The sequence below is a fragment of the Nocardia terpenica genome (assembly GCF_013186535.1).
GTDB lineage: Bacteria > Actinomycetota > Actinomycetes > Mycobacteriales > Mycobacteriaceae > Nocardia > Nocardia terpenica.
Map to the genome: position 1 here is coordinate 866,906 of NZ_JABMCZ010000005.1, position 24,661 is coordinate 891,566.

General features: G+C 69.9%; 8 protein-coding genes (1 of these 8 only partly in view). 2 read left to right on the forward strand and 6 right to left on the reverse strand.

The window, feature by feature from the left end:
- The 3 genes in view from HPY32_RS39755 to HPY32_RS39765 are tightly spaced (at most 21 nt apart) and all read right to left on the reverse strand, a layout consistent with a single transcriptional unit that may run on beyond the window.
- A protein-coding gene (locus HPY32_RS39755) for a non-ribosomal peptide synthetase (RefSeq protein WP_067587617.1) crosses the window boundary here: on the reverse strand, positions 1–11,486 show its beginning. Its footprint begins 18,670 nt before the window's first position; the window shows 11,486 of its 30,156 coding nt (coding positions 1–11,486); it begins with the start codon at positions 11,484–11,486; the stop codon falls past the left edge of the window.
- A 21-nt stretch (positions 11,487–11,507) separates the two neighbouring features.
- Entirely contained in the window at positions 11,508–12,839 is a 1,332-nt protein-coding gene (locus HPY32_RS39760) for a MupA/Atu3671 family FMN-dependent luciferase-like monooxygenase (RefSeq protein WP_082871333.1), read from the reverse strand.
- Positions 12,836–14,524, reverse strand: a complete 1,689-nt coding sequence (locus tag HPY32_RS39765) for a fatty acyl-AMP ligase (protein ID WP_067595739.1) — start codon at positions 14,522–14,524, stop codon at positions 12,836–12,838. The genes HPY32_RS39760 and HPY32_RS39765 overlap by 4 nt, the downstream gene beginning before the upstream one ends.
- 1,482 nt (positions 14,525–16,006) lie before the next feature.
- Here HPY32_RS39765 and HPY32_RS45360 point away from each other — a divergent pair.
- Positions 16,007–16,498 (forward strand): hypothetical protein, encoded by a 492-nt coding sequence (locus HPY32_RS45360; RefSeq protein ID WP_156674425.1) that lies wholly within the window; start codon positions 16,007–16,009, stop codon positions 16,496–16,498.
- Positions 16,499–16,548: 50 nt separating this feature from the next.
- Here the strand turns inward: HPY32_RS45360 and HPY32_RS39775 are convergent, their stop codons facing one another.
- The gene (locus HPY32_RS39775; protein WP_067587610.1) at positions 16,549–17,850 is read right to left on the reverse strand and encodes a hypothetical protein; all 1,302 of its coding nucleotides are present in this window, start codon (positions 17,848–17,850) and stop codon (positions 16,549–16,551) included.
- A 20-nt stretch (positions 17,851–17,870) separates the two neighbouring features.
- The gene (locus HPY32_RS39780) at positions 17,871–18,725 is read right to left on the reverse strand and encodes an LLM class flavin-dependent oxidoreductase (RefSeq protein WP_067587607.1); all 855 of its coding nucleotides are present in this window, start codon (positions 18,723–18,725) and stop codon (positions 17,871–17,873) included.
- Between the two features lie 199 nt (positions 18,726–18,924).
- Between HPY32_RS39780 and HPY32_RS39785 the strand changes: the two genes are divergently transcribed.
- Positions 18,925–23,376: a cation-translocating P-type ATPase gene (locus HPY32_RS39785; RefSeq protein WP_082871330.1), complete on the forward strand. Its 4,452-nt coding sequence runs from the start codon at positions 18,925–18,927 to the stop codon at positions 23,374–23,376.
- On the opposite strand, the gene HPY32_RS39790 is transcribed toward HPY32_RS39785, so the two are convergent.
- Positions 23,373–24,629: a PucR family transcriptional regulator gene (locus HPY32_RS39790; protein WP_082871329.1), complete on the reverse strand. Its 1,257-nt coding sequence runs from the start codon at positions 24,627–24,629 to the stop codon at positions 23,373–23,375. The two genes, HPY32_RS39785 and HPY32_RS39790, sit on opposite strands and share 4 nt — an antisense overlap.
- Positions 24,630–24,661 lie beyond the last annotated feature (32 nt).

The following is a 24,661-nucleotide window of genomic DNA, read 5'->3' on the forward strand; positions in this document are numbered from 1 at the left end:
CCGCGATTACCGGCCACCGGCGGGCGCGGGCGATCGGTCGGCAACGCCATCGGCTGCGGCGCGCCCGCCAATTCCTGTTCCCAGTACCGGAATTGGGACGCCAGCACGCTGCCGGGATCGGACTCCGCACCCAATGCCTCGCGCTGCCACAGGGTGAAGTCGGCATACTGCACCGGCAGCGGCGTCCATCGCGGTGCGCGGCCCGCCCGGCGCGCGATGTAGGCGAGCGACAGATCCCGCACCAGCGGCGCCATCGACCAGCCGTCCGCGGCAATGTGATGCAGCACCAGCGCCATGACGTGTTCGTCGGAACCGGTGCGCAGCAGCGTGACTCGCAGCGGCGGCTCCGCCGACACGTCGAATCCCCGTCGCACCGCGCTCGTTACGGCGTGCTCGAGGTCGCCGGGTTCGACCGTGTGGGCCTCGATGCGCGGTGCCGCCTGGTCGGCGGGCAGGATCCGCTGGTACGGCACGCCGTCCTCGTCCGGGAACACCGTGCGCAGGCTCTCGTGCCGCGCCACCACGTCCGCCAGCGCCGCGGACAGCGCCGCCGTATCCAGCGGCCCGCTCAAACGCAGGACCAGGGGAACGTTGTAGATCGGGGAGTCGGGTTCGAAGCGGTTGATGAACCACATCCGCAATTGCGCGAACGACAACGGAATTCGCGCCGGACGCTCCCGCGGCCCCGGCGCGGTGCCCGGATGTTCTCCGGTTTCGGCCAGCCGCTCGGCCAGCACGCGCGCCATGCGCACCGCGGTGGGCGCCTCGAACACATCCCGCACCCGCACCTCGACGCCCGCCACCGTGGCCAGGCGCGACGCCACCCGCGTCGCCGACAGCGAATGCCCGCCCAGGGCGAAGAAGTCGTCGTCGGCGCCGATGCCGTCGACGCCCAGCAACTCGGCGAAGACGGAGGCGACGATCTCCTCCAGCGGTGTCGAGGGGGCCCGATAGGTCGCCGTCATCGCCTGCGGTGCGGGCAATGCGCGGCGATCCACCTTCCCGCTCGGCGTCAACGGCATCTCGTCGAGCACCACGATCGCCGCGGGCACCATGAACTCCGGCAGCCGACCCGCCACGAATTCCCGGATCGGCCGGGTGTCGCTCGCCGCGTCGCCGGTCGGTGGCGCCTCGCGGTCGAGGACGACGTAGGCGACGATGTGTTTGTCGGATGCGGCGGTGCCGCGGGCGGATTCGGTGCCGGTGTCGCGGGCGACGACCACCGCCCGCGACACCGCCGGATACGACAGCAGGGCGGCCTCGATTTCCGCGGGCTCGATCCGGTATCCGCGCACCTTGACCTGATCGTCGGTGCGGCCGAGGAATTCCAGCACGCCCTCGCGGGTCCAGCGCACCAGGTCCCCGGTCCGGTACATGCGGTCACCGGTCCCGAACGGGCACGCCACGAACCGCTCCGCGGTCAGCGACGCCCGTCCCCGGTAGCCGCGCGCCAGTTGCGCTCCGGCCACATACAATTCGCCGGCCGCGCCGGGCGGCACCGGTGCCAGACCGGACCCGAGCACGAATGCCCGCACATTCGCCACCGGGGCGCCGATCGGCACCCGCTCGCCGGTATCCCAGTGTCGCGCCTCGGGAATCACATACGTCGTGACGCACACCGTGTTCTCGGTCGGCCCATACGCATTCGCCACACCCACCCCGGGCCACCGATCGCGGAACCGCGCCACCGCGACCGGACCCAGCGCATCGCCCCCGGTGACGACCTGGCGCAGCGAATCGGCCGACAGCTCGGGCTCGGCGGTCGCCAGCACCTCGAACAGGGCGGTGGCCGCGAATATCGTCGTAACCCGGTGGCGCGACACGGTATTCAGCAGGGCCGCGATATCGAGCCGGTCGGGCGGCGCGATGACGATCGCCGCCCCGGCCAGCAGCACCGGCCACAGCTCGTACGCGGACGCGTCGAATGCCATCGACGAACGCAGCAGCGCCCGCTCGCCGTGCCCGCCGGGCCACCCGTGCCTGGCCATATTCACGACGCTGCCGTGTTGGACCACAACACCTTTCGGCCGTCCCGTGGATCCCGAGGTGTAGATGAGATACGCCGCATCGGCGGGGCCTGGGATGTAAAGCGGGTCCGGCAGGGGGCGGGCCGAAAGCCTTGCGGTGTCCGGGGTGTCGAGTTCGAGTACGTCCACGGCGCGGCCGCCGGTGGGCAGCGTCGTGTCGGTGGTGGTGAGGATCAGCCGCGGCGCGGCATCGGTGAGAATGAATTCGATGCGGTGGGCCGGATAGTCCGGGTCGATGGGCAGATACGCGCCGCCCGCCCGCAATGTCGCCAGCAGGGCGACGATCAGATCGGGGGAACGCCGCATCGCGATCGCCACCACGGTGTCGGGGCCCACGCCCCGATCGATCAGCACCCGTGCCAGCCGATCGGCCCGCGCATCCAGCTCCCGGTAGGTCAGCTGCGCATCGTCGCAAACCACCGCGACCGACTCCGGCGAGGCCGCGACCTGCCGGGCGAACATCTCCGTGATCGACGCGATATCGCGCGCATGCTCCGACGAGTCGCCCTGTGTGAGAAGCTGTTTGCGCTCGTCGTCACTCAACAGGTCGATACCGGCGATCCGGCGCGACGGGTCGGCGGTGATCGCGCGCAACAGGCGCAGATAGCGGGCGGCGATATCGGCGACGGTGGCGCGCTCGAACAGATCGGTGGCGTATTCGATCCGGCCTGCCATCTCCCGGGGTGCGTCGTCGGTGACGGGCATTTCGATCAGGTCGATGTGCAGATCGAATTTGGCGCTACCGGTGGCGGTCGGAATGTGTTCCACGCCCAGATCGGCCAGGCGCAGTTCGGGCAGCAGATTGTTCTGCAGGGCGAACGACACCTGGAACAGCGGGTGGTAGGCGCGCGAGCGGGTGGGGTGCAGCAGCTCGACCAACCGCTCGAACGGGGCGTCCTGGTTCTCGTAGCCGGTCAGGGCCTTGCCGCGCACCTGGTCGAGCACCTGCTCGAAGCGCGGATTCCCGGACAGATCCACCCGCAGCACCCAGGTATTGACGAAAAAGCCCACCAGATCGTGCAATGCCTCGTCGGTGCGCCCGGCGATCGGGCCGCCGATGCAGATATCCGGCCCGGCGCCCAAGTGCGACAACAGCACCGCCAGCGCGGACTGCATCACCATCGACACCGTCATGCTGCGGTCGTGGGCGAGCCGGTATACGGCATCGCGCAACGAAGCGTCGACGGTGAAGTCGACGGTATCGCCGCGATTGCTGGCCACCGGCGGACGCGGATGATCGAGCGGCAACCGGATCGGCTGCGGCGCGCCCGCCAATTCCCGTTCCCAATACCGGAATTGGGCCGCCAGCACGCTACCGGGATCGGACTCCGCGCCCAATACCGCACGCTGCCACAGGGTGTAGTCCGCGTACTGCACCGGCAACGGCGTCCATCGCGGTGTCTGCCCCGACCGTCGCGCCGCATACGCGGTCGACAGGTCCCGCAGCAGCGGCGCCACCGACCAGCCGTCGGCGGCGATGTGATGCACCACCAACGCCAAGACCTGGTCACCGGAAGCGGTGCGCAGCAACGCAACTCGCAGCGGCGGCCGCGCGGCCAGATCGAACCCGCCGCGCACGAGGTCGGTCACCGCGTGCTCGAGCTCGCCGGGTTCGACCGTGCACGCCTCGAGCACCGGCGCCGCCTCCGCGGCGGGCAGGATCCGCTGATAGGGCACGCCGTCCTCGTCCGGGAACACCGTGCGCAGGCTCTCGTGCCGCGCCACCACATCGGCGAGGGCGGCGGCCAGGGCATCGGCGTCGACCGGGCCGGTCAGCCGCAGCACCATCGGCATGTTGTAGGCCGCCGACGCGTCCTCGAGCTGGTTGATGAACCACATCCGCCACTGCGCGAACGACAGCGGCACCCGCTCCGGCCGCTCCCACACCGCCAGCGCTGGACGCGGATCGACCTCGGCGGTGCGTTCGGTGAGCGCCCGCGCCAGCCGGGCGGGCGTGGGTGCCTCGAACACGTCGCGCACCCCCACCTCGATCCCCGTCGCCGCGGCGACCCGCGACGCCACCCGCGTCGCCGACAGCGAATGCCCGCCCAGGGCGAAGAAATCGTCGTCGACACCCACCCGGTCCACGCCCAGCACCTCGGCGAAGACGGTGACGACGATCCGCTCCGCGGGTGTCGACGCGGCCCGGTAGTCCGAGCCCGAAAACCGCGGCGCGGGCAGGGCCCGGCGATCCACCTTGCCGCTCGGTGTCAGCGGCAGCCCGTCGAGAACCACGATCACGGCGGGCATCATGAACTCCGGCAACCGATCCGACGCGAACCGCCGGATCTCCCCCACCCGCCCCGCGGTCCCGGGATCGTTCGCATAGGGGGCGAACGAATCCACCGGAGCGGCAGTCGAATACACCTCGTCGAACACCCGGTCGGCGCTCCGCGTGAAGACGGCATCCATCCGCCCGGCCACCGTGGACCAGGTGACGGCGACCCGATAGCCCAATTCCGCACCGAGCGAACGGCATTCGCGCGGCAGCACGGCATCGGTCGGGTGGTCGGGAGCCAGATCGCCCGCACGGTCGTGTTCGGCCGCGGCATCGACCGCCCGGGTGGCGGCGACATCCACGATCGTCCCGGCCTGCGGTATGCCGGTGATTCGCACGCTCTCGGGCCGCTCGGCGACGAGATGGGCCCGCAGCCGGGAGATGTCGCCGAATCCGGCCCACGCGTGCCGCGGCACCTCCGCCAGCGACCGCACCGCCACCGGCGCCTTACGCAGCACCACGTCATAGCGGTAGCGGGTCAGCTCGTTGTCGACCGCCGCGTATTTCAATTCGATGTCCACCGCCGCGATCTCGGCGACCTTGTCTCGCAGGGCGAGGAAGAACTCCGGGGCCACGAGCAGTTCCTGCTCGCCGATCACCGTGCGCCGCACCCGATCCCGCAGCTCGGCCACCGTGTCCGCGCCGTCGGCGGCGGCCAGCCGGGTGCCGGTGGCGAACTCGCGCAGCAGCGCGAGGTTACGAATATCGCCGAGGAACAGTGCGCCGCCGGGCCGCAACAGCCGCACGGCCTTGTCGATCACATCGATCAGGTAGGCGGCATTGGGGAAGTACTGCGCCACGGAATTCAGCAGGATCACATCGAACCGGTCGCCCGGCAACTCCGACACATCGTCGGCGGCCTGCACCCGCAACCGGACCCGATCCGCCCACGCGGCAGCGGATTCGGCCAGCCGCGAGCGGAGGTTGTCGATGGTCGCGCCGGAAAAGTCGGTGCCCCAATACTCCTCGCACTCCGGGGCCAACCGCGACAGCAGCAATCCCGCGCCGACACCGATTTCCAGCATCCGGGACGGGCGCAGCTCCCGGACCCGCTCCACCACGGCGTCGCGCCATCGCCGCATATCCTCGACCGGGATCGGCCGCCCGGTGTAGCTGCTGTTCCATCCGCCGAAATCGTCGTCCAGCCCGGCCCGGTGCCCGTTGCGGCGTTGGGCATACAGCTCCTCGTAGATGCGATGCCAGTGGCCCACCAGCTCTCGCTCGCGTTCGTCGTCGCGCCGCAATGCCGCGGCGCGATCCAGGACGACGTACCCCACCAGCTGCTTGTCCGCCGCGCTCGCGGAATCCGCGGTCCCGGAACCGATCTCGCGCGCGACCACCGCCGCCTGCGATACCAGCGGGTGGGCGGCCAGTACCGCCTCGACCTCGCCCGGTTCGATCCGGTATCCGCGAATCTTGACCTGCTCGTCGGCGCGGACCACGAATTCCAGCACCCCGGCGCGGGTCCATCGCACCACGTCCCCCGTCCGGTACATGCGCTCACCGGCCGCGAACGGGCAGGCCACGAACCGTTCGGCGGTCAATCCCGGTCGGCCCCGATACCCGCGCGCCACTTGCACTCCGGCCACATACAGTTCGCCGACGACCCCCACCGGCACCGGCCGCAACCGGGAATCCAGCACGAACACGCGCATATTCCCGACGGGGGTGCCGATCGGCACGCTTCCCCCGCCCGTCCGGTCCTGCGTGTCGGTGATCTCGTAGGTCGACACGCACACCGTGTTCTCGGTCGGCCCGTACGCATTGGCCAGCGCGATCGCGGGCCAGCGCTGCCGGAACCGCGCCGCCGCAACGGGACTCAGGGCATCGCCCGCGGTGACGATCCGGCGCACCGAATCGAGGCTCGACTCTCGTTCGGAGGTCGCCAGGACCTCGAACAGCGGGGTCGCCAGGAACAGGGTCGTCACGTGATGCCGAATCACGGTGCGGCACAAGTCGGCGATATCGGGTCGGCCGGGTGCCGCGATGACGAGCGTCGACCCGGCCAGCAGGGCGGGCCACAGCTCGTACGCGGACGCGTCGAAGGCCATCGACGAGTGCAGCAGCACCCGATCCCCGGCGCCGCCGGGCCAACCGTGCGCGGCCAGATTCACCACGCCGCGATGCTCGACCACCACGCCCTTCGGCCGCCCCGTCGACCCCGACGTGTAGATCACATACGCCGCGTCGCCCGGGGACACCGTGGCCTGCTCGGCGTCGCTCGACAGCCCTTGGCCGCCATCGGATTCCACCGTGTCCAGGCACAGGTGCGCCGTCTCGCCCAGTGGCAGTGTCACGGCGATCGACGTCGTGGTGAGCACCAGCAGCGGGGCGGCGTCGGTGAGAATGAATTCGATACGGCCGCTGGGATAGTCGGGATCGATCGGCAGGTAGGCGGCACCGGCCTTCAGCACGGCCAGCACCGCGGCCACCAGATCCACCGAGCGTGGCAGGGCGACGGCCACCACCGTCTCGTGCCCGGCGCCCCGGTCGATCAGCATGCGCGCCAGTCGATTCGCCCGCGCGTCCAGCTCCGCGTAGGTCACCCGCTCGTCCCCGAACTCCAGTGCGACCGCGGCCGGAGAGGTTTCGACACAGCCGCGGAACAGTTCGACGACCGTCGTGTCGCGCACGACGGTGGTAGAGGACGAGTCCCACTGTGTCAGTAGCTGTTTCCGCTCGACATCGGTCAGCAGGTCGATATCGGCGATGGCGCGCGACGGGTCGGCGTTCACCGTGCGCAGCACGTGCAGGAAGCGATCGGCCATGTCCGCCACGGTGTTTCGATCGAACAGGTCGGTGGCGTACTCGATCCGGCCCGCCATCACCGCGGGCGTTCCGGCGGTGGCCGGAATCTCGATCAGGTCGAAGTGCAGATCGTCCTTGGCGGTGCCGGTGGGGGTAGGCACGTACTCGACGTGCAGATCGGGCAGGTCCAGGGTCGGCACGATATTGTTCTGCAACGCCAGCGACACCTGGAACAGCGGGTGATAGGCCGTCGACCGGGCCGGGTTGATCAGCTCGACCAGCCGCTCGAAGGGCGCGTCCTGATTCTCGTAGGCGGTCAACGCCTTCCGGCGCACCTGGTCGAGCACCCGCTCGAACGGCGGATTACCGGACAGATCCACCCGCAGCACCCAGGTATTGACAAAGAACCCCACCAGCTCGTGCAGCGCCTCGTCGGTGCGCCCGGCGATCGGGCCGCCGATCGACACGTCCGCACCGGCCCCCAGGCGCGACAGCAATACCGCCAGCGCCGCCTGCAACACCATCGACACCGTCACCTGGCGCTCCCGGGCGAGCCGGTACACCGCCTCCCGCAGGGACGCGTCGACGGTGAACACCACCACATCGCCGCGGTAGCTCACCGCCGGTGGGCGCGGCCGATCGGCGGGCAACCGGATCGGCTGCGGCGCACCCACCAATTCCCGCTCCCAGTACCGGAATTGGGCGGCCAGCACGCTGTCGGCGGCGGACTCCTCGCCCAGCACCTCGCGCTGCCACAGCGTGAAATCCGCGTACTGCACCGGCAGCGCGCCCAGCTCGGGCGCCCGGCCCGACCGCCGCGCCACATACGCCAGCGACAGGTCCCGCACCAGCGGCGCCATCGACCAGCCGTCGGCGGCAATGTGATGCACCACCAGCACCAGGACGTGCTCGTGCTCGGCGCAGCGCACCAGCGTGGCCCGCAGCGGCATCTCCACCGCCAGATCGAACCCGCGCCGGACCAGCGCCGTCACCGCATCGCTCAGCTCCGCCGGATCGGCGTCCCGCACCTCGATCTCCGGCGCGGACGAGACGACGTCCTGGTACGGCTCCCCGTCCAGGTCGGGGAAGCGGGTGCGCAGCGTCTCGTGGCGCGCCACCACATCGCCGAGCGCGGCCGTCAGGGCCGCGATATCCAGCGGCCCGGTCAACCGGAGCACCAGGGGGATGTTGTAGGTCGGCGAGTCGGGCTCGAACCGGTTGATGAACCACATCCGCAACTGCGCGAACGACAACGGCACCCGCTCCGGCCGCTCCCGCACGGTCAACCGCGACCGCGCCGGGCCGGTCGAGCGGTCGGCGAGCACCCGGGCCAGCCGGGCGGCGGTGGGCGCGTCGAACACATCGCGCACCCCCACCTCGCTGCCGGTCACCGCGGCCAGCCGCGCCGACACCCGCGTCGCCGAGATGGAATGCCCACCGCGCGCGAAGAAGTCGTCGTCCACACCCACGCGGTCGATGCCCAGCGCCTCGGCGAACACCGCGGCCACGATCTCCTCGACCGGTGTGGCGGGGGCCCGGTAGTCCGAGGTCGCGACCGGCGGCGCGGGCAGCGCCCGGCGGTCCACCTTCCCGGTGGGGGTCATCGGCAATTCGTCGAGGACGGTCACGGTGTCGGGCACCATGTACGACGGCAGCCGACGCGCCACCGCGTGCCGCACCGCGAGGGGATCGAGGCCGGGCCCGGGCGCGGCGGTGACATAGGCGGCCAGCCGGACGCCGTGCGCGTCGGTGTGGGTGGTGGCGACGGCGTGCCGCACCTCGTCGAGATCGACCAGGGCGGACTCGATTTCGCCGAGTTCGAGGCGCTGCCCGCGAATCTTGACCTGAAAATCCGCGCGGCCCACGAACATCAACACTCCGCGGTCGGGCGCCCAGCGCACCAGATCCCCGGTGCGGTACATGCGCGACCCCGCCGGGCCGTACGGATCGGCCACGAACGACGCCGCCGTCAACGCCACCCGGTTGAGGTATCCGCGCGCCACGCCGGGACCGGCCACGTACAGCTCACCGGCCACGCCCGGCGGTGTGGGCCGCAACCAGGCGTCCAGCACCATCAGCCGCGCCCCCGCGACCGGCGCGCCGAGCGAAATCGATTCGCCCGCATGCAATCCGGCGTCGGTGACCCAGATGGTGGTCTCGCTGGGCCCGTACATGTTGTAGAGCCTGCGCACCCCGGCGGTGTCGGTTCCGGCCCATCGCGTCACCAGGGCCGGGGGGCACGCCTCGGCGCCGGTCAGCACGACCTGGAGCTCGTCGAGCCCGTCCGGTTCGATCGACAGGCCCACCGTCGGCGACAGGAAGGCGTGCGTAACATGCTGCGCCCGAAGGAATTCGGCCAGCGGCGGACCGGCGTACACATCGCCGGGAGCCACGATCAGCGCGGCGCCCGCGGGCACCGCCAGCAGAAATTCCAGGATCGCCGCATCGAATGTGCGTGCGGCCACGGCCAATACCCGCGACCGCGCGGTCGGCCGGTAACGCCGACGCTGGGCGGTGGCGATCGCCGAGAGTCCGGCGTGGGTGACCGCCACCCCCTTGGGGGTGCCGGTGGTTCCCGAGGTGTACACGACGTAGGCGGTATTACCCGGCCGCACCGCGCCGCGCCGATCGGCATCGGTCACGGGGGCGGGGTCGTATCGGGAAAGGTCGAGCCGGTTCGGATCGACCATCCGAATCCCGGTATCCAATTGTGCTGCGTCCATGCCGGTTTCGCCGTCGACGAGCAGGAGGGAGGCGGCGCAGTCGGTGAGGATGAACCGATTCCGCTCGACCGGATGTCCGGGATCGATCGACACGAACGCGGCGCCGGTCTTCGCGACGGCCCACACCGCCCGCACCCATGCCCCGGACCGCGCAACGGCGATCGCCACCACGGTTTCCGGTCCCGCGCCGCCCTCGATCAGCGCCCGCGCGCACCGGTTCGACCACTCATCGAGGTCCCGGTAGGTCCACTCGTGCGCGGAATCGACGACGGCGGGCCGATCGGGATGGGTGGCCGCGGACCGGGAGAGCATGTCGGCCAGCGTGATTCGCACCGGTCCGGGGCCGCCGTCGCCCCAGCTCCGCAGCAACCGCCGCTCGTCGGGCTCGAGCAGATCGACGGCGCCGACCCGAATCCCGGTGCCGGTGTCGGTGTCGACGATGCGCAGGAAGTCGTCGAGGAAGCGGAGGAAACGCCGGTGATGGCCGACGAGACTCTCGGCGGTGTAGACGCTCGGGTTGGCGAAGAAATCGACGCGGGTGCTGTCGACGCCGACGGCCGGATAGACGTTCACCGACAGGTCCGAGATCAGCCCCGGGCTCAGCACCTCCAGCCGCCCCGTGACGGCGCCGAGCGTCAGCTTGGTATCGAGGATCATCAGATCCACCATCGGCCCGAAGGCCTGATGCGGATGGCGGGCAACCGATTCCGAGTCCGCGAGCATATCCTCGTGCCGATAGCGCTGGCGGCGAAGGACATCGGCCAGCTCGCCCTGGATCGCCTCGATCAGCGAGCCGATCGTGCCGTCGGGTGTCAGGGTGATCCGCAGCGGCACGATATTGGCCACCATTCCGCCGGAGCGGCGCATGGACGCCGTCACCCGCGCGGACACCGGCAGACTCAGCACGACCTCGTCGGAGCCGGTCATCCGCCCCAGGAACAGGCCGAACGCGGCGAGGATCAGCACCGCGGGGCCGATCGACCGCGCGTCGGCCACGGCGCGCAGCGCACCGTTGCTCTCGGCCGACAGCACGCCGCTGACCGAGCGGGGATGCTCGTCGGCCAGTGCGGTCCGGTCGGCCAGGATAACCGGCTCGGGCAGCTCGGCCAGGTACTTCGCCCAGAACGCGCGGTCGGAGTCGAAGCGCTCCGACGCGCGGTACTGTTCGTCCGCGGCGACGATCTCGCCCAGCCCCCGAATCCGTTGCCCCCCGGGCTCTCTCCCGTCGGCCGCGGCGGCGTAGAGGTCCGCGCTGCGGGCCAGGATGTTCATCGCGGCGATACCGTCCAGCGCGATGTGGTGGGCGCGCAGATACCAGAACCAGCGCCGCTCGCCGACACACGCCAGCACGCCCGACACCAGCGGATCGTGCCGCACGTCGATCGGTCGGCGGTAATCGGCGCGCATCCAATCCCGCGCCGCCGCAACGGGATCGGGCTCGGCGCGGAAGTCCAGCCAGCGCACCGGATCGTTCGAGGTCGCGTCCAGCGCCTGCCGCGACTGCCCGTTCGCCTCGAACACCCGCATGCGCCCGATCTCGAACTCGTCGAGCGCGCGCCGGTACGACTCGATCAGCAGCCCCGTGTCGATGTCCCCGGCCAGGTCGACATACAGCGCGTTCGACATGGGCGTGGCACCGGCCAGCTGCTGCATCAACGCAATCGCACGCTGCGCGGCGGTCAGTGGAAAGGTATGCGGACGGTCGGGCATCCCGCCTCCTGAATCCGACGGTTAGAGAGACAGTGCTTTGTCTTTGAGAACGGCCAGCGACTCCAGCCCGGACAGCACGGTCGACTCGGCCACCCCGAAGTCGATGAGGCAGGCGATCTCGTCGGCCCCGGCCGCGCGCAGATTCCCGACCATCGACAGCGCCGAATCGGGGGTGCCGAACAGCCCGCTCGTGCGGTAGTAGCGCTCGAAGGCGAAGTCCAGCACCTTGTTTCGCGCCCGGTCGTCCAGGCTGTCCAGGGCCGCCAGGCCCCGCCGCCACAGGTCCACCGAATCCTCGAGGTAGCTGCGGAACGGTCCGCGGACCGTCTGACGCACCATGGCGTCCTGGTCCCCCACGAAGGTGTGCAGCATGACCGTGACCGTGCCGCCGTCGGCGTCGTGGCCGTGCCGGGCGCGCGCCTTGCGGTAGGCGGCGATCTTCTCCCCCAGTTCGTCGACGCTCTGGAACAGCAAGGCGGTCAACACATTCGCGCCGAGCTCGCCCGCCATCTCGAAACGCTCCACGCTCCCGCTACAGGTCACCCAGGTGGGCAGCTGCGGCTGGATCGGCGGGGGGAAGATGCGCACCGACCGGGTGTCGCCCACGCCGTTCGGCAGCGAGATCGACTCGCCGCGCCACAGTTGCTGCACGCTGTCCATACCCGACCGGGTGACCTCCACCCGCGTGCGGTAGCCGTCCGCCGCCAGCACGAAGTCGTCGGGATTCCAGCCCGTCGCGAACGCGACGTCGACCCGGCCGTGCGACAGGTTGTCGACAACCGACCAGTCCTCCGCGACCCGAACCGGATTGTGCAGCGGCAGAACCACACTGCCCGCCCGGATGCGAACCCGTTGCGTGGTCGTTGCCAGGGCCGCCCCCAGGACGGCGGGGTTCGGGTACAGTCCGCCGAACTTGTGGAAGTGCCGCTCCGGCACCCAGATCGCGGTGAAGCCGTGCTCGTCGGCGAAGCGGGCGCTGTCGAGCAGCAGCCGGTAGCGCTGCGCACTGTATTGCTGGGCGTCGCTGGCGAAGAAGAACAAACCGAATTCCAGGCCACCGTCGCCGCCGGCGGACCCGGCGGCGGCGGAATCCGCGATATCGGTTTCCGAATGCCATTGTATGAGAACCTGCTCCGCCAGATCCGCGACGGACATATCGGCATAGATATCTTCGACCGATATTTCCGTTCCGAAACGATCCTCCAGCATCGTCAACAATTCGGCGGCCTTCACCGAATCCAGGCCGAGGGCGGTGAGCGGCGTCCGGGGGTCGACCGAGTCACGGCCCAGACGCTGCCGCACCCATTCCAGAAAGAATGCGGTGGTTCCCGTATCACCCGGGGGCTCGCTCATATCGACCTCGTTTCCAACTGATGCGCATAGACGTGGCGCAGATGCGAGCGGCGAATCTTGCCGCTCGTCGTCTTCGGCACCTGCCCCTTGTCGACGAATATCACCCGATACAGCGAAACGGCGTGTTCCCGGCTGACCGCCGATCGGATCGAATCCTCGAGTCCGGCGACCGGATCGTCGGGCGTGCCGCCGTCGAGTTCCTGGACCACGATCAGGCGTTCTTCGCCCTCGATCTCGGTCGAGAATGCGGCGCAGCCACCGCGCCGCAGCCCCGGATGATTGGACTCGATGCTCCACTCGATGTCCTGCGGAAACAGGTTCCGCCCATTGATGATCATGACCTCTTTGCTGCGCCCGCAAATGAACAGATTCCCGTCGACGACGAATCCGAGATCGCCGGTGCGCAGGTAGGCCGCCCCGTCCTCGCCCGCGATCCGGGCGCCGAATGTGCGCGCGCTCTCCTCGGGTTTGTCCCAATAGCCCGAGGTGACGCTCTCGCCGCGCAGCCAGATTTCCCCCACCCGCCCGGGATCCGACCGCCGGCACGTCCCGGGATCGACCACGGCCACGTCCCCGGCCAGGACCGGGCCCAGATCGACCAGTTCCCGGCCGTCGGGCGTCTGGGTGACCGTCCCCTGCTCGAGCGCCTCGGTCGAGAACGACCGCGTGCGCATGCCCGAGCCCGGCGGTCCCCCGCTCACGTACAGGGTGGCCTCGGCCAGCCCGTAGGCCGGGAAGATGCTCTGCGGACGGAATCCGCTGACCGCGAACCGCTCCGAGAAGCCCCGCAGCACAGTCGGATTGACCGGTTCGGCGCCGACGACGGCGATGTCCCACCGGGCCAGGTCCAGCCGCGCGGCCTCCGCCCGGGACACCCGCTCGGCGCAGATTCCGTACGCCAGGTTCGGGCCGCCCGCGGTGGTGTGCGGGTTCTCCGAGATCGCGCGCAACCAGAGCAGCGGATTGCGCAGGAAGGTCAGCGGAGCCATGAGCGTCACGGGATACCCGACGAACAGCGGGGTGAGAATCCCCAGGATGAGGCCCATATCGTGGGACGGCGGCAGCCAGTACACGGCCGAACTGTCCGCGGTCTGCCCGAAGGCGAGCCGATGGCACTCGATATTGTGCGCGAGATTGCGGTGGCGCACCACGACTCCCTTCGGGCTGCCGGTGGAGCCCGAGGTGTATTGCAGGTACGCGATGTCGTCCGGTTCGGGCGGCATTTCCAGCACGTGCCGGGTGGCGTCGAGGGCGGGCGGCGCGCTGTCGATCACCTGCGCGCCGGTCCAGCCCAGCAGATCGCGGGCCACCGCGGCGACCGACTTCGGTGCGATGACGGCAATGGCGCCGCTATCGCGAGCGATGGCCGCGACCGTATCGGAGTGCCGCCGCGATGTCGGCACGTACAGCGGCACGGCGATGCGCCGGATCAGCAGGCAGGCAAACAATGCGTGAATCATGTCCAGGCCCGGCGGGCACAGCAGCAGGATTCGATCGCCCGGCGCGCTGACTTCCTGCACCCGGGTCGCCAATGCGAAGACCCGGCTCAGCAGGAGCGCATAATCCTCGTCCGCTCGGCCGCCACGGGCATCCAGAAATGTATAACCGACCCTTCCGGGTTGTTCGGCGGCACGTTGCAATAAGATATCAATCAGAGTTGGCGGGTCTTGTTTTTCGCGGTTCATCGGCATTCCTCTAATCAGCTACAGTGCACGAGAACAACGACGTTCGGTCTCCGAAAGTATTTTTTCAGCTCACACCGCCGCCTACCGCATCCCCGGTAGCACGTGGCGGGCTTACTTCGTTCGAAAACATCGTCGCACAAAAACCGGTCGACCGATAGGCGTTCGACACCATACTTCCAAAGTGTCTCGGTCGCCCGATATCCCTATGCCTATGCGGCATCAACCCGAGGTCAATGCGCACACCGCGCGGCCATCGGGCACCCTAGATGACACGTCCTACGACTCGTCCCCTTCAGCTTGAAGCACGCCAGATCATGCTGTCAACAAGCACCTTTGTTATCGGCCTAACGGGTCCTCGGCCGAGCCCGAGACCCCGAAAAAGTTAAAATCAACCGCTCAGTCTCAATTCACGAATGCTATCGGATACAGCAGACACAGACGATGGGTCTTGGTACAGAGTAATCCAATCCGACCGACGTTTGGGCTACTTCCCGGCGTGTCGCCCCGCACCCGGGTACCGACGGTGGTATTAAACCAAACGGTCCATCGAACCAAGCGGTCGCAATTACGTACTTAAAGATTCAATGACACTGTCATCGTCGCACCCCTACCCGCAGCCGTCGGGCGCGTGTATCCTTGTGCCGCACCGCTACCCGGTTGCGGACGCCCGGCTCCTCCGGGCCGCGCGGGCATCGACTTTCCCCGATCCGTGACCGCGACACGCGGTAACAATAACCGTTGGCGGGGGACAGACAACGGCCCGATGATTTCCCGTTCAATTATCGGAACCGAGCCGCGGGTACGCACCCGTCCAATTCAATTCCCGATAGGCAGACAATCCACGCCGCCGACCACCACACCCGAGGCGTCCGCACCCGGCTTCATATCGAGGTACCGATCTTCGACAGGAGCATCCGCCCAGCCTCGACCGTTACCGGCAGCTCGGAGGTCCGGAGGAAACCGGAAACCGTGACGAAATCTTCGCAGCGACGCTTGCCGGGTTGGCGCTACGGTAGCGGGCGGGTCCGAACAGAACGATTCGCCAATCGTAACGTGTTCCAATTATACTTGTTCACCTGGATTGGTTTTTCTCGATCAGAAGTTTGTATTGACCCACTGACATCAGCGTGCCTCGAGTCACAATTCGACGAAATTATCTGCGTGGCAGCATTTTTCAGCACAAGGAAACCAATCGCCCGATAGGCGGCGACGGACCGAAAACTTCGTAAACAGTCACGAATCAAAGTTGTAACGAGTTACAGTTCCGTCCTCGATGGGAGGTGGTGCGGTTTCCCCGAAGCCGGGGCCGCCCGCAGTGAAGTTCTGGAGAAGATCATGAAATCTGTTCCATCCCTGCTTGTTCGGGTCGCTGCCGTTGCACCGGTGGTGTTGGCGGCGTCGTGGTGTCCGGCCGGGCCGGCCGGTGCGGTTCCGCAGGGGACGACCACGGTCGACTGGCAGTGTCAGGGGACTGTTTTCGGCGTGTCGCAGACGTCGACGATGACCGTGCAGGTAGCCGGGGATGCGCCTGGCTCGGCCGCGAGTGGTTCGGCCGTGGCGATCACTCTGACGCCGGCTCAGGAATCGGTGCCGGGGAGCTCGAACGGGTTCACCGTCAACAATATTCACGACTTGAAGGTGGTCACGCCGGATCCGACCAATGCCACCGTCACCTCGGCCAGCCTGTCGGGTGGGACCGTGGCCGGGACCGTCGACACCTCGGGAGGCGTTGTCACCATGAGTGTTCCCGGGCCGATCGCGGGTGGTTCCACGTTCACGCTGCCCGCGGAGACGATCAACACGACCGCCGGGACCTCGGGCTCGATCACCACCACCTATGCCGGAACGAGCTACAGCGACCCGGGTATGACCCTCACGTCCAACGTGCAGGGGCCGCTGGGCCCGCTGGATGTTCCGATCTCCTGCTATCCAAGCCCCGCGCCGACATTCACGACCACGACCATCGGCGGCTGATGCCCACGGGCCGGGCCGAAGGCGGTCCGGCCCAACCGGATTCGCGAGGGTCAGTGGCGATGCCAGGTGTCGTGGTGGTCGCGGTGGGTCGGGAGGTAGGCCGCGGTGGTCAATACCGTGTCGTAGTAGTCCAGATCGAGGTGCTGGGCCTGGAGGTAGTTCATGATCCAGACGGTCGGGACGGTGGCGGGGAACTTGCCGAACGTGTCGTCGATGTAGGTTGCCTGGAGGGTCAGTAGTTCCTGGAAGCGCGGGGTGTGCGGGGCCGCGGCGGAACGGACCGCGGGCGAATCCGCCCAGGGGCCGGGGGTCGCGGGGTGGAAGGGGCCGCCGAGGCCGAATTTTCGGTCGGTCAGGGCGGCGACGGCGTCGGCCATCGAGGCGTGGTGCGGGCGGCAGAATGCCTCGAAAACGCCGGGTAGCCCGGTGGGATTCGGCAGCGCCCAGCGCGGATCGGTGTCGTAGCGGAAGCCGAGGCCCCCGACCTCGGGGTCGCCGGAGGCGCCGAGGACGGTGAGGCGGTCGATGCCGTCGAAGGTCCAGCCGCCCAAACCCATTGCGCCCAGCAGCAGATGGCCGTTGTAGGCGGCGGTCATGAGCTCGGCGGTGGCCTCGGTCAGCGAGTACTGGTCGAGGAACGACAGCGGAAGCGGATCGTCGACGCGGGCCAGGTCCCGATAGCGCTCGATGCCGGGAATCGGGCGGTCGTTGATGTCGTCGTAGACGACATAGCCGTTCTGGGCGAAGAACATCAGGTTCAGCAGGGTGTGCTGGGCGATGTCGGCGACCGGGATCACCAGCAGCGAGCCGGGATGGTTGGCGATCCAGGTGTTGTGGCCCTCGAGGTAGGGCTCGCGCCGCGGAATGTGAATCCGCTCGTCGCTCAGCTTCCGCACCCGGCGCAGCAGCGTATTGAGCTCGGCCTCCACGGTTTCCGGCTCGTGCGCCACGCCCGCGGTGTCCGGGGTCGCGTCGCGGGTCGGCAGGAAATAGGTGCCCGAGTCATCGGTGAAGAAGAATTCGGCGGTGTGGAAACCGGCGGCGGAGGGAAACGTCCGCCCCGCCGCCGATCCGCTGTAGTTGGGCAGCGCGGGCGCGTACCCCGGATGATGGCTGATCGCGTGATGCCAACCCGTCACTCCCGCAACGATATTCAGCACCAGCGCACGCTCGACATCGCTGAGCGGCTGCGCCTCGTGCCGGCTGGTGTATGCCAGCGGCCCGCCCGGAATCCGACCGCCCAGCGGGAATCGGCGCGACCGCCGCCCGAAAACCGCGTCCAGCAAGGGGAATCGCGCGAGCTCGCGCACCGCGGCGCGTTCCGCCTCCGACAGTGAGACCGGTGGTAGCATGCGCTCTCCCTTCGGGTCGGTCAGAGGACGACGTCGGCGAGGCGAGCGATGTCGTCGATGTCGTCGGTGGCGGGGTTGAAGACGATGTCGGTGGCGCCGATGTCGGCGAACGACGACCGGGCCTCCTCGAGCTTCGCGGGCGAGTCGCACACCGCGGCGGAGATCTGGGTGGCCATCTCCTCACCGGTGGCGGTGTAGTAGTCGTGGACGTTCCGCTTGCCCGCGTCGCCGTCGGCGAGGGCGAAGTAGACCAGGGCGACCAGTCGCGGTTCGCCGTCGCGGCCCGCCCGCTGCCATGCGTCCCGCGCCGCGTCGTAGGTCGGGCTCACGAACTGCGCGGGCATGGAGCCGCCCACGTAGCCCTCGCCCCAGCGCGCCATGCGGTCCAGCGCGGCCGGTGCGAAGCCACCGAACAGCATGGGAATCTGCCGAGTGCCTTGCGGCACAGCCGCATTCGGGCCGCCGCCGACCGGTTCGCCCTGCCAGACCGAGCGATACACCTCGAGGTCGCGATCGAATCGCGCGCCCCGGCCGCGCGGGCCGTACCCGTCGGCGACGAAGTCGTCCTCGCGCCCGCCGACACCCAGCCCGACGGTCAACCGGCCACCGGAGACGCCGTCGATACCGGCGAGCTCCTTGGCCAGCAGCGGGGCGGGCCACGTGGGGCCGAGCAGCACGCCGGTGATCAGTTCGGCCCTGCTGGTCACGGCGGCGGCCGCGGCGAGGGCCACGGTGTCCGCGACACCCGGATACGCGTGGCGGCCGACGGTGCCCAGGCTGACGAACCCCGCCTTCTCGGCCCGTTCCGCCCACGCCGGGATGACCGACGAGCGCACGTCGCGAACCTGATTCGGCAGTCCGATACCAATTCTCATTGTGTTGATCTCCTCGGATCGCAGGGCGAAATCGTCAACAGGTCAAAGTGTATGGGCACCGAGCCGCCGAAGATCCGGTTGAACCCCGCGTCGGCGGGTAGTGCGCCCTCAGACGGGGGACGACGGCGCATGGAGGTGACAGGTGCTCGGGGAGATGGTCGGAGCGGCATCGCGGGTGGTGCGTTCCGGGGCAGGGCTGATGGCCGATGCAGCGGTATCGCTGGTCGTCGATTCGGCCGCGCTGCCGGTGCGGGCCGCCGAGGCCGGGGTCCGGTCGGCCCGGTCCCGGTGGGACGCGGCCTCGGTGACCGTCGAGCAGTTGCGGCGGGAGCTGGGCGCCCTGGCCGATCCGCAGTTGCACCGCGAGCGCCGGGTCGCCACCGTGGGGGAACATACGCTGATCGAGGTGCACGGGCTGGCGTCCGCGCGCGGCACCGATGTGGCCATGGCCGTGCAGCAGCAGCTGGGGCGGTGCGACGGGGTGCGCGACTGGCAGATCAACGCGGTGACCGGTCACGTGACGGTCGCCCTGGACGAGGGCGCCGATTCCGAATGCGCGATCACCGCCGTCGAGGAGGCCGAGCGCGACATCGGCGTCGACGAGCTCGACTGGGATCCGGCCGCGACGCATCCGGCGGACCTGGAACCGGTGCTGTCCGCGGCGATTTCGCTGACCGCGGACGTGGCCGGTGCGATGCTGGCCGCCGCGGGCGCGATGGTGCCCAAGCAGCGCGGCCCGCTGGAATTCGTCGCTGCCGCAGCGGCATTGGCCGATACCCAGCCGCGGGTGCGGGACCTGCTGGAGGCCCGGATCGGGCGGCCGCGCACCGACCTGCTGTTGACCGCGGCCAACGCGATCGGGCAGACCGCGGGCGAGGATGTCGGCAGCCTGCTCGCCGACGCGGCGCTGCGCACGCTGATCCTGGCCGAGGCCGGTGCGCGGCATCTGGGCTGGCGGCGCTGGGAGGCCGAGCTCGTGCACCGGCGCGACCGGCAGATCGTCGAGCCGCTGCCCGTCGAGGCGCGTCCGCTGGAGCTGCCGCCCGGTCCGGTCGAACGCAGCGCCGACGAGGCGACCACGGGCGCGCTGGCGGGCATGATCACGGCGGTGATCGGGCGCGGATTCGACGACGCCGCCTCCGCATTGGCGCTCGGCGCGCCGAAGGCGGCACGGACCAGCCGGGAGTGCTACGCCGCGGTCGCGGCCATCCAGTTGTCGAATGCCGGTGTGGTGACGCTGGATCCGTCGGTATGGCGCCGCCTGGACCGGCTCGACGTCCTCGTGGCCGACGAGGAAACCCTGCTGGGCGAGCGCCGACTGGTGCTGGATGCCGACACCGTCGAGGGCGGCTGGCCGGTGGCCCGGGTCTGGAGCGCGGGGCAGCACGCCCTGTCCTGGTATGCCTCGAATCCCGGTGCAGACAGCGATGATTCGGCGCAGATCAGGTTGCATCCCGCGCCGGGGAAGCAGCAGCGGGCCCCGTCGTGGCGGAAGGTGAGCGTATCCGGACAGGTCGTCGGCCGGGTGCTGGTCGGGCACGAACTCGATTCGCGCACACCGGCGGTGCTGACCGCGGCCCGGCGGGCCGGGCTGCGGGTGGTGCTGCTCGGCAGGGACAACAGCACCCAATTGCGGTCGCTCGCCGACGAATTCGTGCAGAGCGGCCGCTCGGTGCGGCACCTGGTGCGAGGCCTACAGCGCGAGGGCCACACCGTGGCGATGCTGTCCACGCGCGCGCACCGGGCGCTCGCCGCCGCCGATGCCGGGATCGGGCTGATCGGGCCGAGCACCCGGCACATCCCGTGGAGCGCCGACGCGCTCTGCCGCGATCTCGACCAGGTGCACCGCCTGCTCGCCATGATCGAACCCGCCCGCCGGGCCAGCGAACGCGGCCGGGTGCTGGCCCTGTCGGCGTGCGCGCTGGGCGGTCTGCTGTTCGTCACGGCGCCGCGGCGGCGCGGCCGATGGCCGGTCACCGCGGCGCAATTCGCCGGGCTGTTCTCCGGCGCGGCGTCGGCGTGGCAGGCCGGGCGCACCGAACTCGAAACCACCCGGACTCCGCTGTTGCCCTGGCATGCCATGGAATCCGAGGATGTGCTGGCACTGCTACCGGACCCGGGTCCACCCGCCCCTCCCCCGGACCATCGCCCCGGCACCGTGCTCGACCGGCTCGCGCACACGCTCGCGCCGACCGCCCACTTCGCCGCGCAACTGCGGCAGGAGTTGACCGATCCGCTCACCCCGGTGCTGGCCGTCGGGGCCGCCGCCTCGGCCATCCTCGGATCACCCACCGACGCCATCCTCGTCGGCTCGGTCATGACCGTGAACGCCACGGCCTCGGCGCTACAGCGGCAACGCGCGGAAACGGCACTGGGACGGCTGTTGCGCGCCGAGGTGATCACCGGCCGTCGCGTCGATCGGGCGGCGCGGGCGGGCGTCATCGAGGAGGATGACGAGGAACGCGTGCCCGCCGATCGGCTTCGCGTCGGCGACCTGATCGTGCTGCGCGCCGGTGATGTCGTGCCCGTCGACGCCCGGCTGCTGCATGTCGAGGATCTGGAGATGGACGAGTCGGCCCTCACCGGCGAGTCGGTGACCGTCGACAAGCATCCGGCCCCCGCGCCGGGGGCCGACCTGGGCGACCGGCACTGCATGGTTTTCGAGGGCAGCACCGTCGTCAACGGGTGCGCCCTGGCGGTCGTGGTCGCGGTCGGCGGCGAGACCGAGATCCAGCGCGCCGCGGCATCCGCCGTCCCGCCGTCGCTCGGGGGCGTGCAGGCGCAGCTGCGGCATCTGACCGAGCGGGCGCTGCCGTTGACGGTGGCGGGCGGGTCGGCCGTCACCGCCCTGTCCTGGCTGCGCAGCCGGCGCCTGCGCGACGCGATCGCGGGCGGCGTGGCGGTGGCGACAGCGGCTGTGCCCGAAGGGCTTCCGCTCGTCGCCACGGTCGCCCAGCTCGCCGCCGCGCGCCGGCTGTCGCGCCGCGGCGTGCTGGTCCGCTCCAGCCGCACCGTCGAGGCCCTGGGCCGGGTCGACACCATCTGCTTCGACAAGACGGGCACCCTGACCCGGGGCCGCCTGCAATTGACCGCCCTGGCCGACCTCACCCGGCAGTGGTCGCCGCACGACGACGATCCGCACGCCCGGCATCTGCTGCGGGAGGCGGCCCGAGCCTGCCCCGACCCCGACGGGCCGGTCGTGCACGCCACCGACCGCGCCGTGCTCGACGCGGCCCACAGCACGCTGCCCGACGACGAGCGATGGTCGACCGTCGAGGAGATCCCGTTCGAATCCGACCGCGGATACGCCGCCGCGCTCGGCCGGGTGCCGCGCCGGCTGCGCCTGGTGGTCAAGGGCGCGCCGGAGGTGGTGCTGGCCCGCTGCACCCGGCGCCAGCGCGCCGACGAGTCCGGTATCCCGATGTCCGACAACGACCGCGACCGCGCCGAACGGGTGGTCCACGACCTCGCCGACCAGGGTTTGCGGGTGCTGGTGGTGGCCCGGCGGGAGCTGCGGCAACCACCGGAGGACATCGAGGACGCCGTGGAGCACCTGACGCTGGTGGGCTTCATCGGTCTCGCCGATACCCCGCGGCCGCAGGCCGCTCCCTTGGTGAATGCCCTGCGCCACAACAATATCGACGTCCGCATCATCACCGGCGACCATCCGGTGACCGCCGCCGCCGTCGCCCGGCAGCTCGGTATCGATGCCGAAACGGTCACCACCGGAAGCGATCTCGACGGCCTCGACGATACCGCGCAGACCGAACTCATCGCCCGCAGCAGGGTTTTCGCCCGCGTCGGCCCGCGCCAGAAGGTGCGGATAGTCACCGCCTTGCAGCGGGCGGGCCGGGTGGTGGCCATGGCCGGTGACGGCGGCAACGACGCCGCGGCCATCCGCACCGCGGACATCGGAATCGGCATCGCCGCACGCGGATCCACCGCCGCCCGCAATGCCGCCGATCTGGTCCTCACCGATCCGGATCCGATCGCGCTGCTGGCGGCGCTGACCGAGGGCCGCGGCATGTGGCAGCGCATCACCGACGCGGTCGGCGTGCTGGTCGGCGGCAATGCGGGGGAGGTCGCCTTCACCGTCCTCGGCACCGCGCTGTCGGGCCGGGCGCCGCTGGGAACCCGGCAATTCCTGCTGGTCAATATGCTCACCGACATGTTCCCGGCGATGGCGGTCGCGCTGTCGCCCGACGATCGGTCCGGCGCCACCGGCGCCGACGATCACGATCGCCGGGTGGCGGAGCTGGCCACCGAACTCGCCGCCCGGCCACCCGCCGATCTCGGCGCGGACCTGTTCCGGGCGATCGCGGTCCGCGCGACGGTCACCACGATCGGTGCGACCACCGCCTGGACGATCGGCCGCTACACCGGAACCACACGGCGCGCCGCCACCATCGGACTGGTCGCGCTGATCGGCACCCAGCTGGGCCAGACCCTGCTGGCCGGATACCGCAGCCCGCTGGTGTGGGTGACGACCGCGGCCAGCGGCGCGGTCCTCGCCGCCGTGGTCATGACGCCGGGCGTGTGCACCTACTTCGGCTGCCGCCCGCTCGGCCCGGTGGGGTGGACCATCGCCGGAACATCGTCGGCGCTGGCGACCGGAGTCGGTGCGCTGTACAGCATCCGAGGCGACGGCTAGCGCCGATACAGGTCGGTACCGTTGTGGCCGTTCGTTCGTTGCGCCAGCGGCGTTTTCGGCCGGGCGTGGGGCATGCTCCAGGCCAGCACCAGGAACAGGCGGGCGCGCTCGTGGGGCTCGTCGAGGCGGCCACCGAACAGTTCCTGGAGGCGACCCAGGCGGTAGCGGACGGTCTGCGGGTGGATGTGCAACTCGTGGGCCATCGCCTGTCGATCCCCCATATTCCACAGCCAGCAGCGCAGGGTCTCGACGAGCCGGTCCCGCGTGCCCGGCGGAATCGATTGCAGCGGTTGCAGAACGTCGTCGCGCAGCAGGGAGAGCAGGCGCTGGTCGCGGTTGGCGATCACGGTGTCCAGGTGCTCGCCGACGTGGACGGGGCTGTCGACGAGGACCCCGGCCCGACGCAGATCCAGTGCGGTGCGGGCGATGTGGAGTCCGGCGGGTAGCAGATCCAGCGTCAGCGATTTTCCGATCACCACGGCGTGGCCGTCCAGGGCGGCGGTGAGGCGGCGGCCGCGCTCCCCGGTGACCAGGCCCGGCACGATGACACCGGTCAGATTGGGCAGGCGGATGGGCAGGGTGTTCATGTCCAGCCCCTCGACCGCCGCGCTCGCCGCGGTGTCGGCGGGATCGGCCAGCACCACGGCCGCGGTGGCCGGTAGCGGCCAGCCCGCGCGTTCGGCCGCCGAGTCCAGGCCGACCTTGTCGGAGCGGCCCGACAGCAGCAGCTCGGCCAGTTCCTCGCGGCGATGCGCCCGCGCCGCGCTGGAGGACGCCTGCTCCAACACATAGCCGTGCGCCGAGGCGGTGGAGAACTCGTCGACGAAGGCGAACACCGCCTCGGCCAGCGCGGCCAGCAGGTGCGGGCCGAGCCCGATCCGCAGCGCGCTCTCGGCCACGTGCCGCCACGCGGCGCGCGCACCGACCTGATAGGCGCTGAGCAGATCCGACAGCTCGCCGCCGTCCTCGAACTGTTGCCGCCCGATCTGTTCGAACACCAGCCGGGTCTGCCGATGTTCGCGGCCGCACGCGGGACGGCGCTCGGCCATATCGAGCAGCCGGTGCACGAACAGCACGGCCGCCTCGTCGACCTCGGGGTGGTGCTCGTCGAGGAACTGGGCGAAGTCCTGCCACTCGTGGGCGAGGAGATCGCGCACCTCGTCGAGCAGATTCGGCATCGTGGCCTCGAGTTCCCGCGCGAGGCACTCGAGGGCCGCCCTTGTCTCCGGGGATGCAACCTGAGAGTCGTTCATCCGAATTCCTCCGGTCCCCATTATCACCTCGT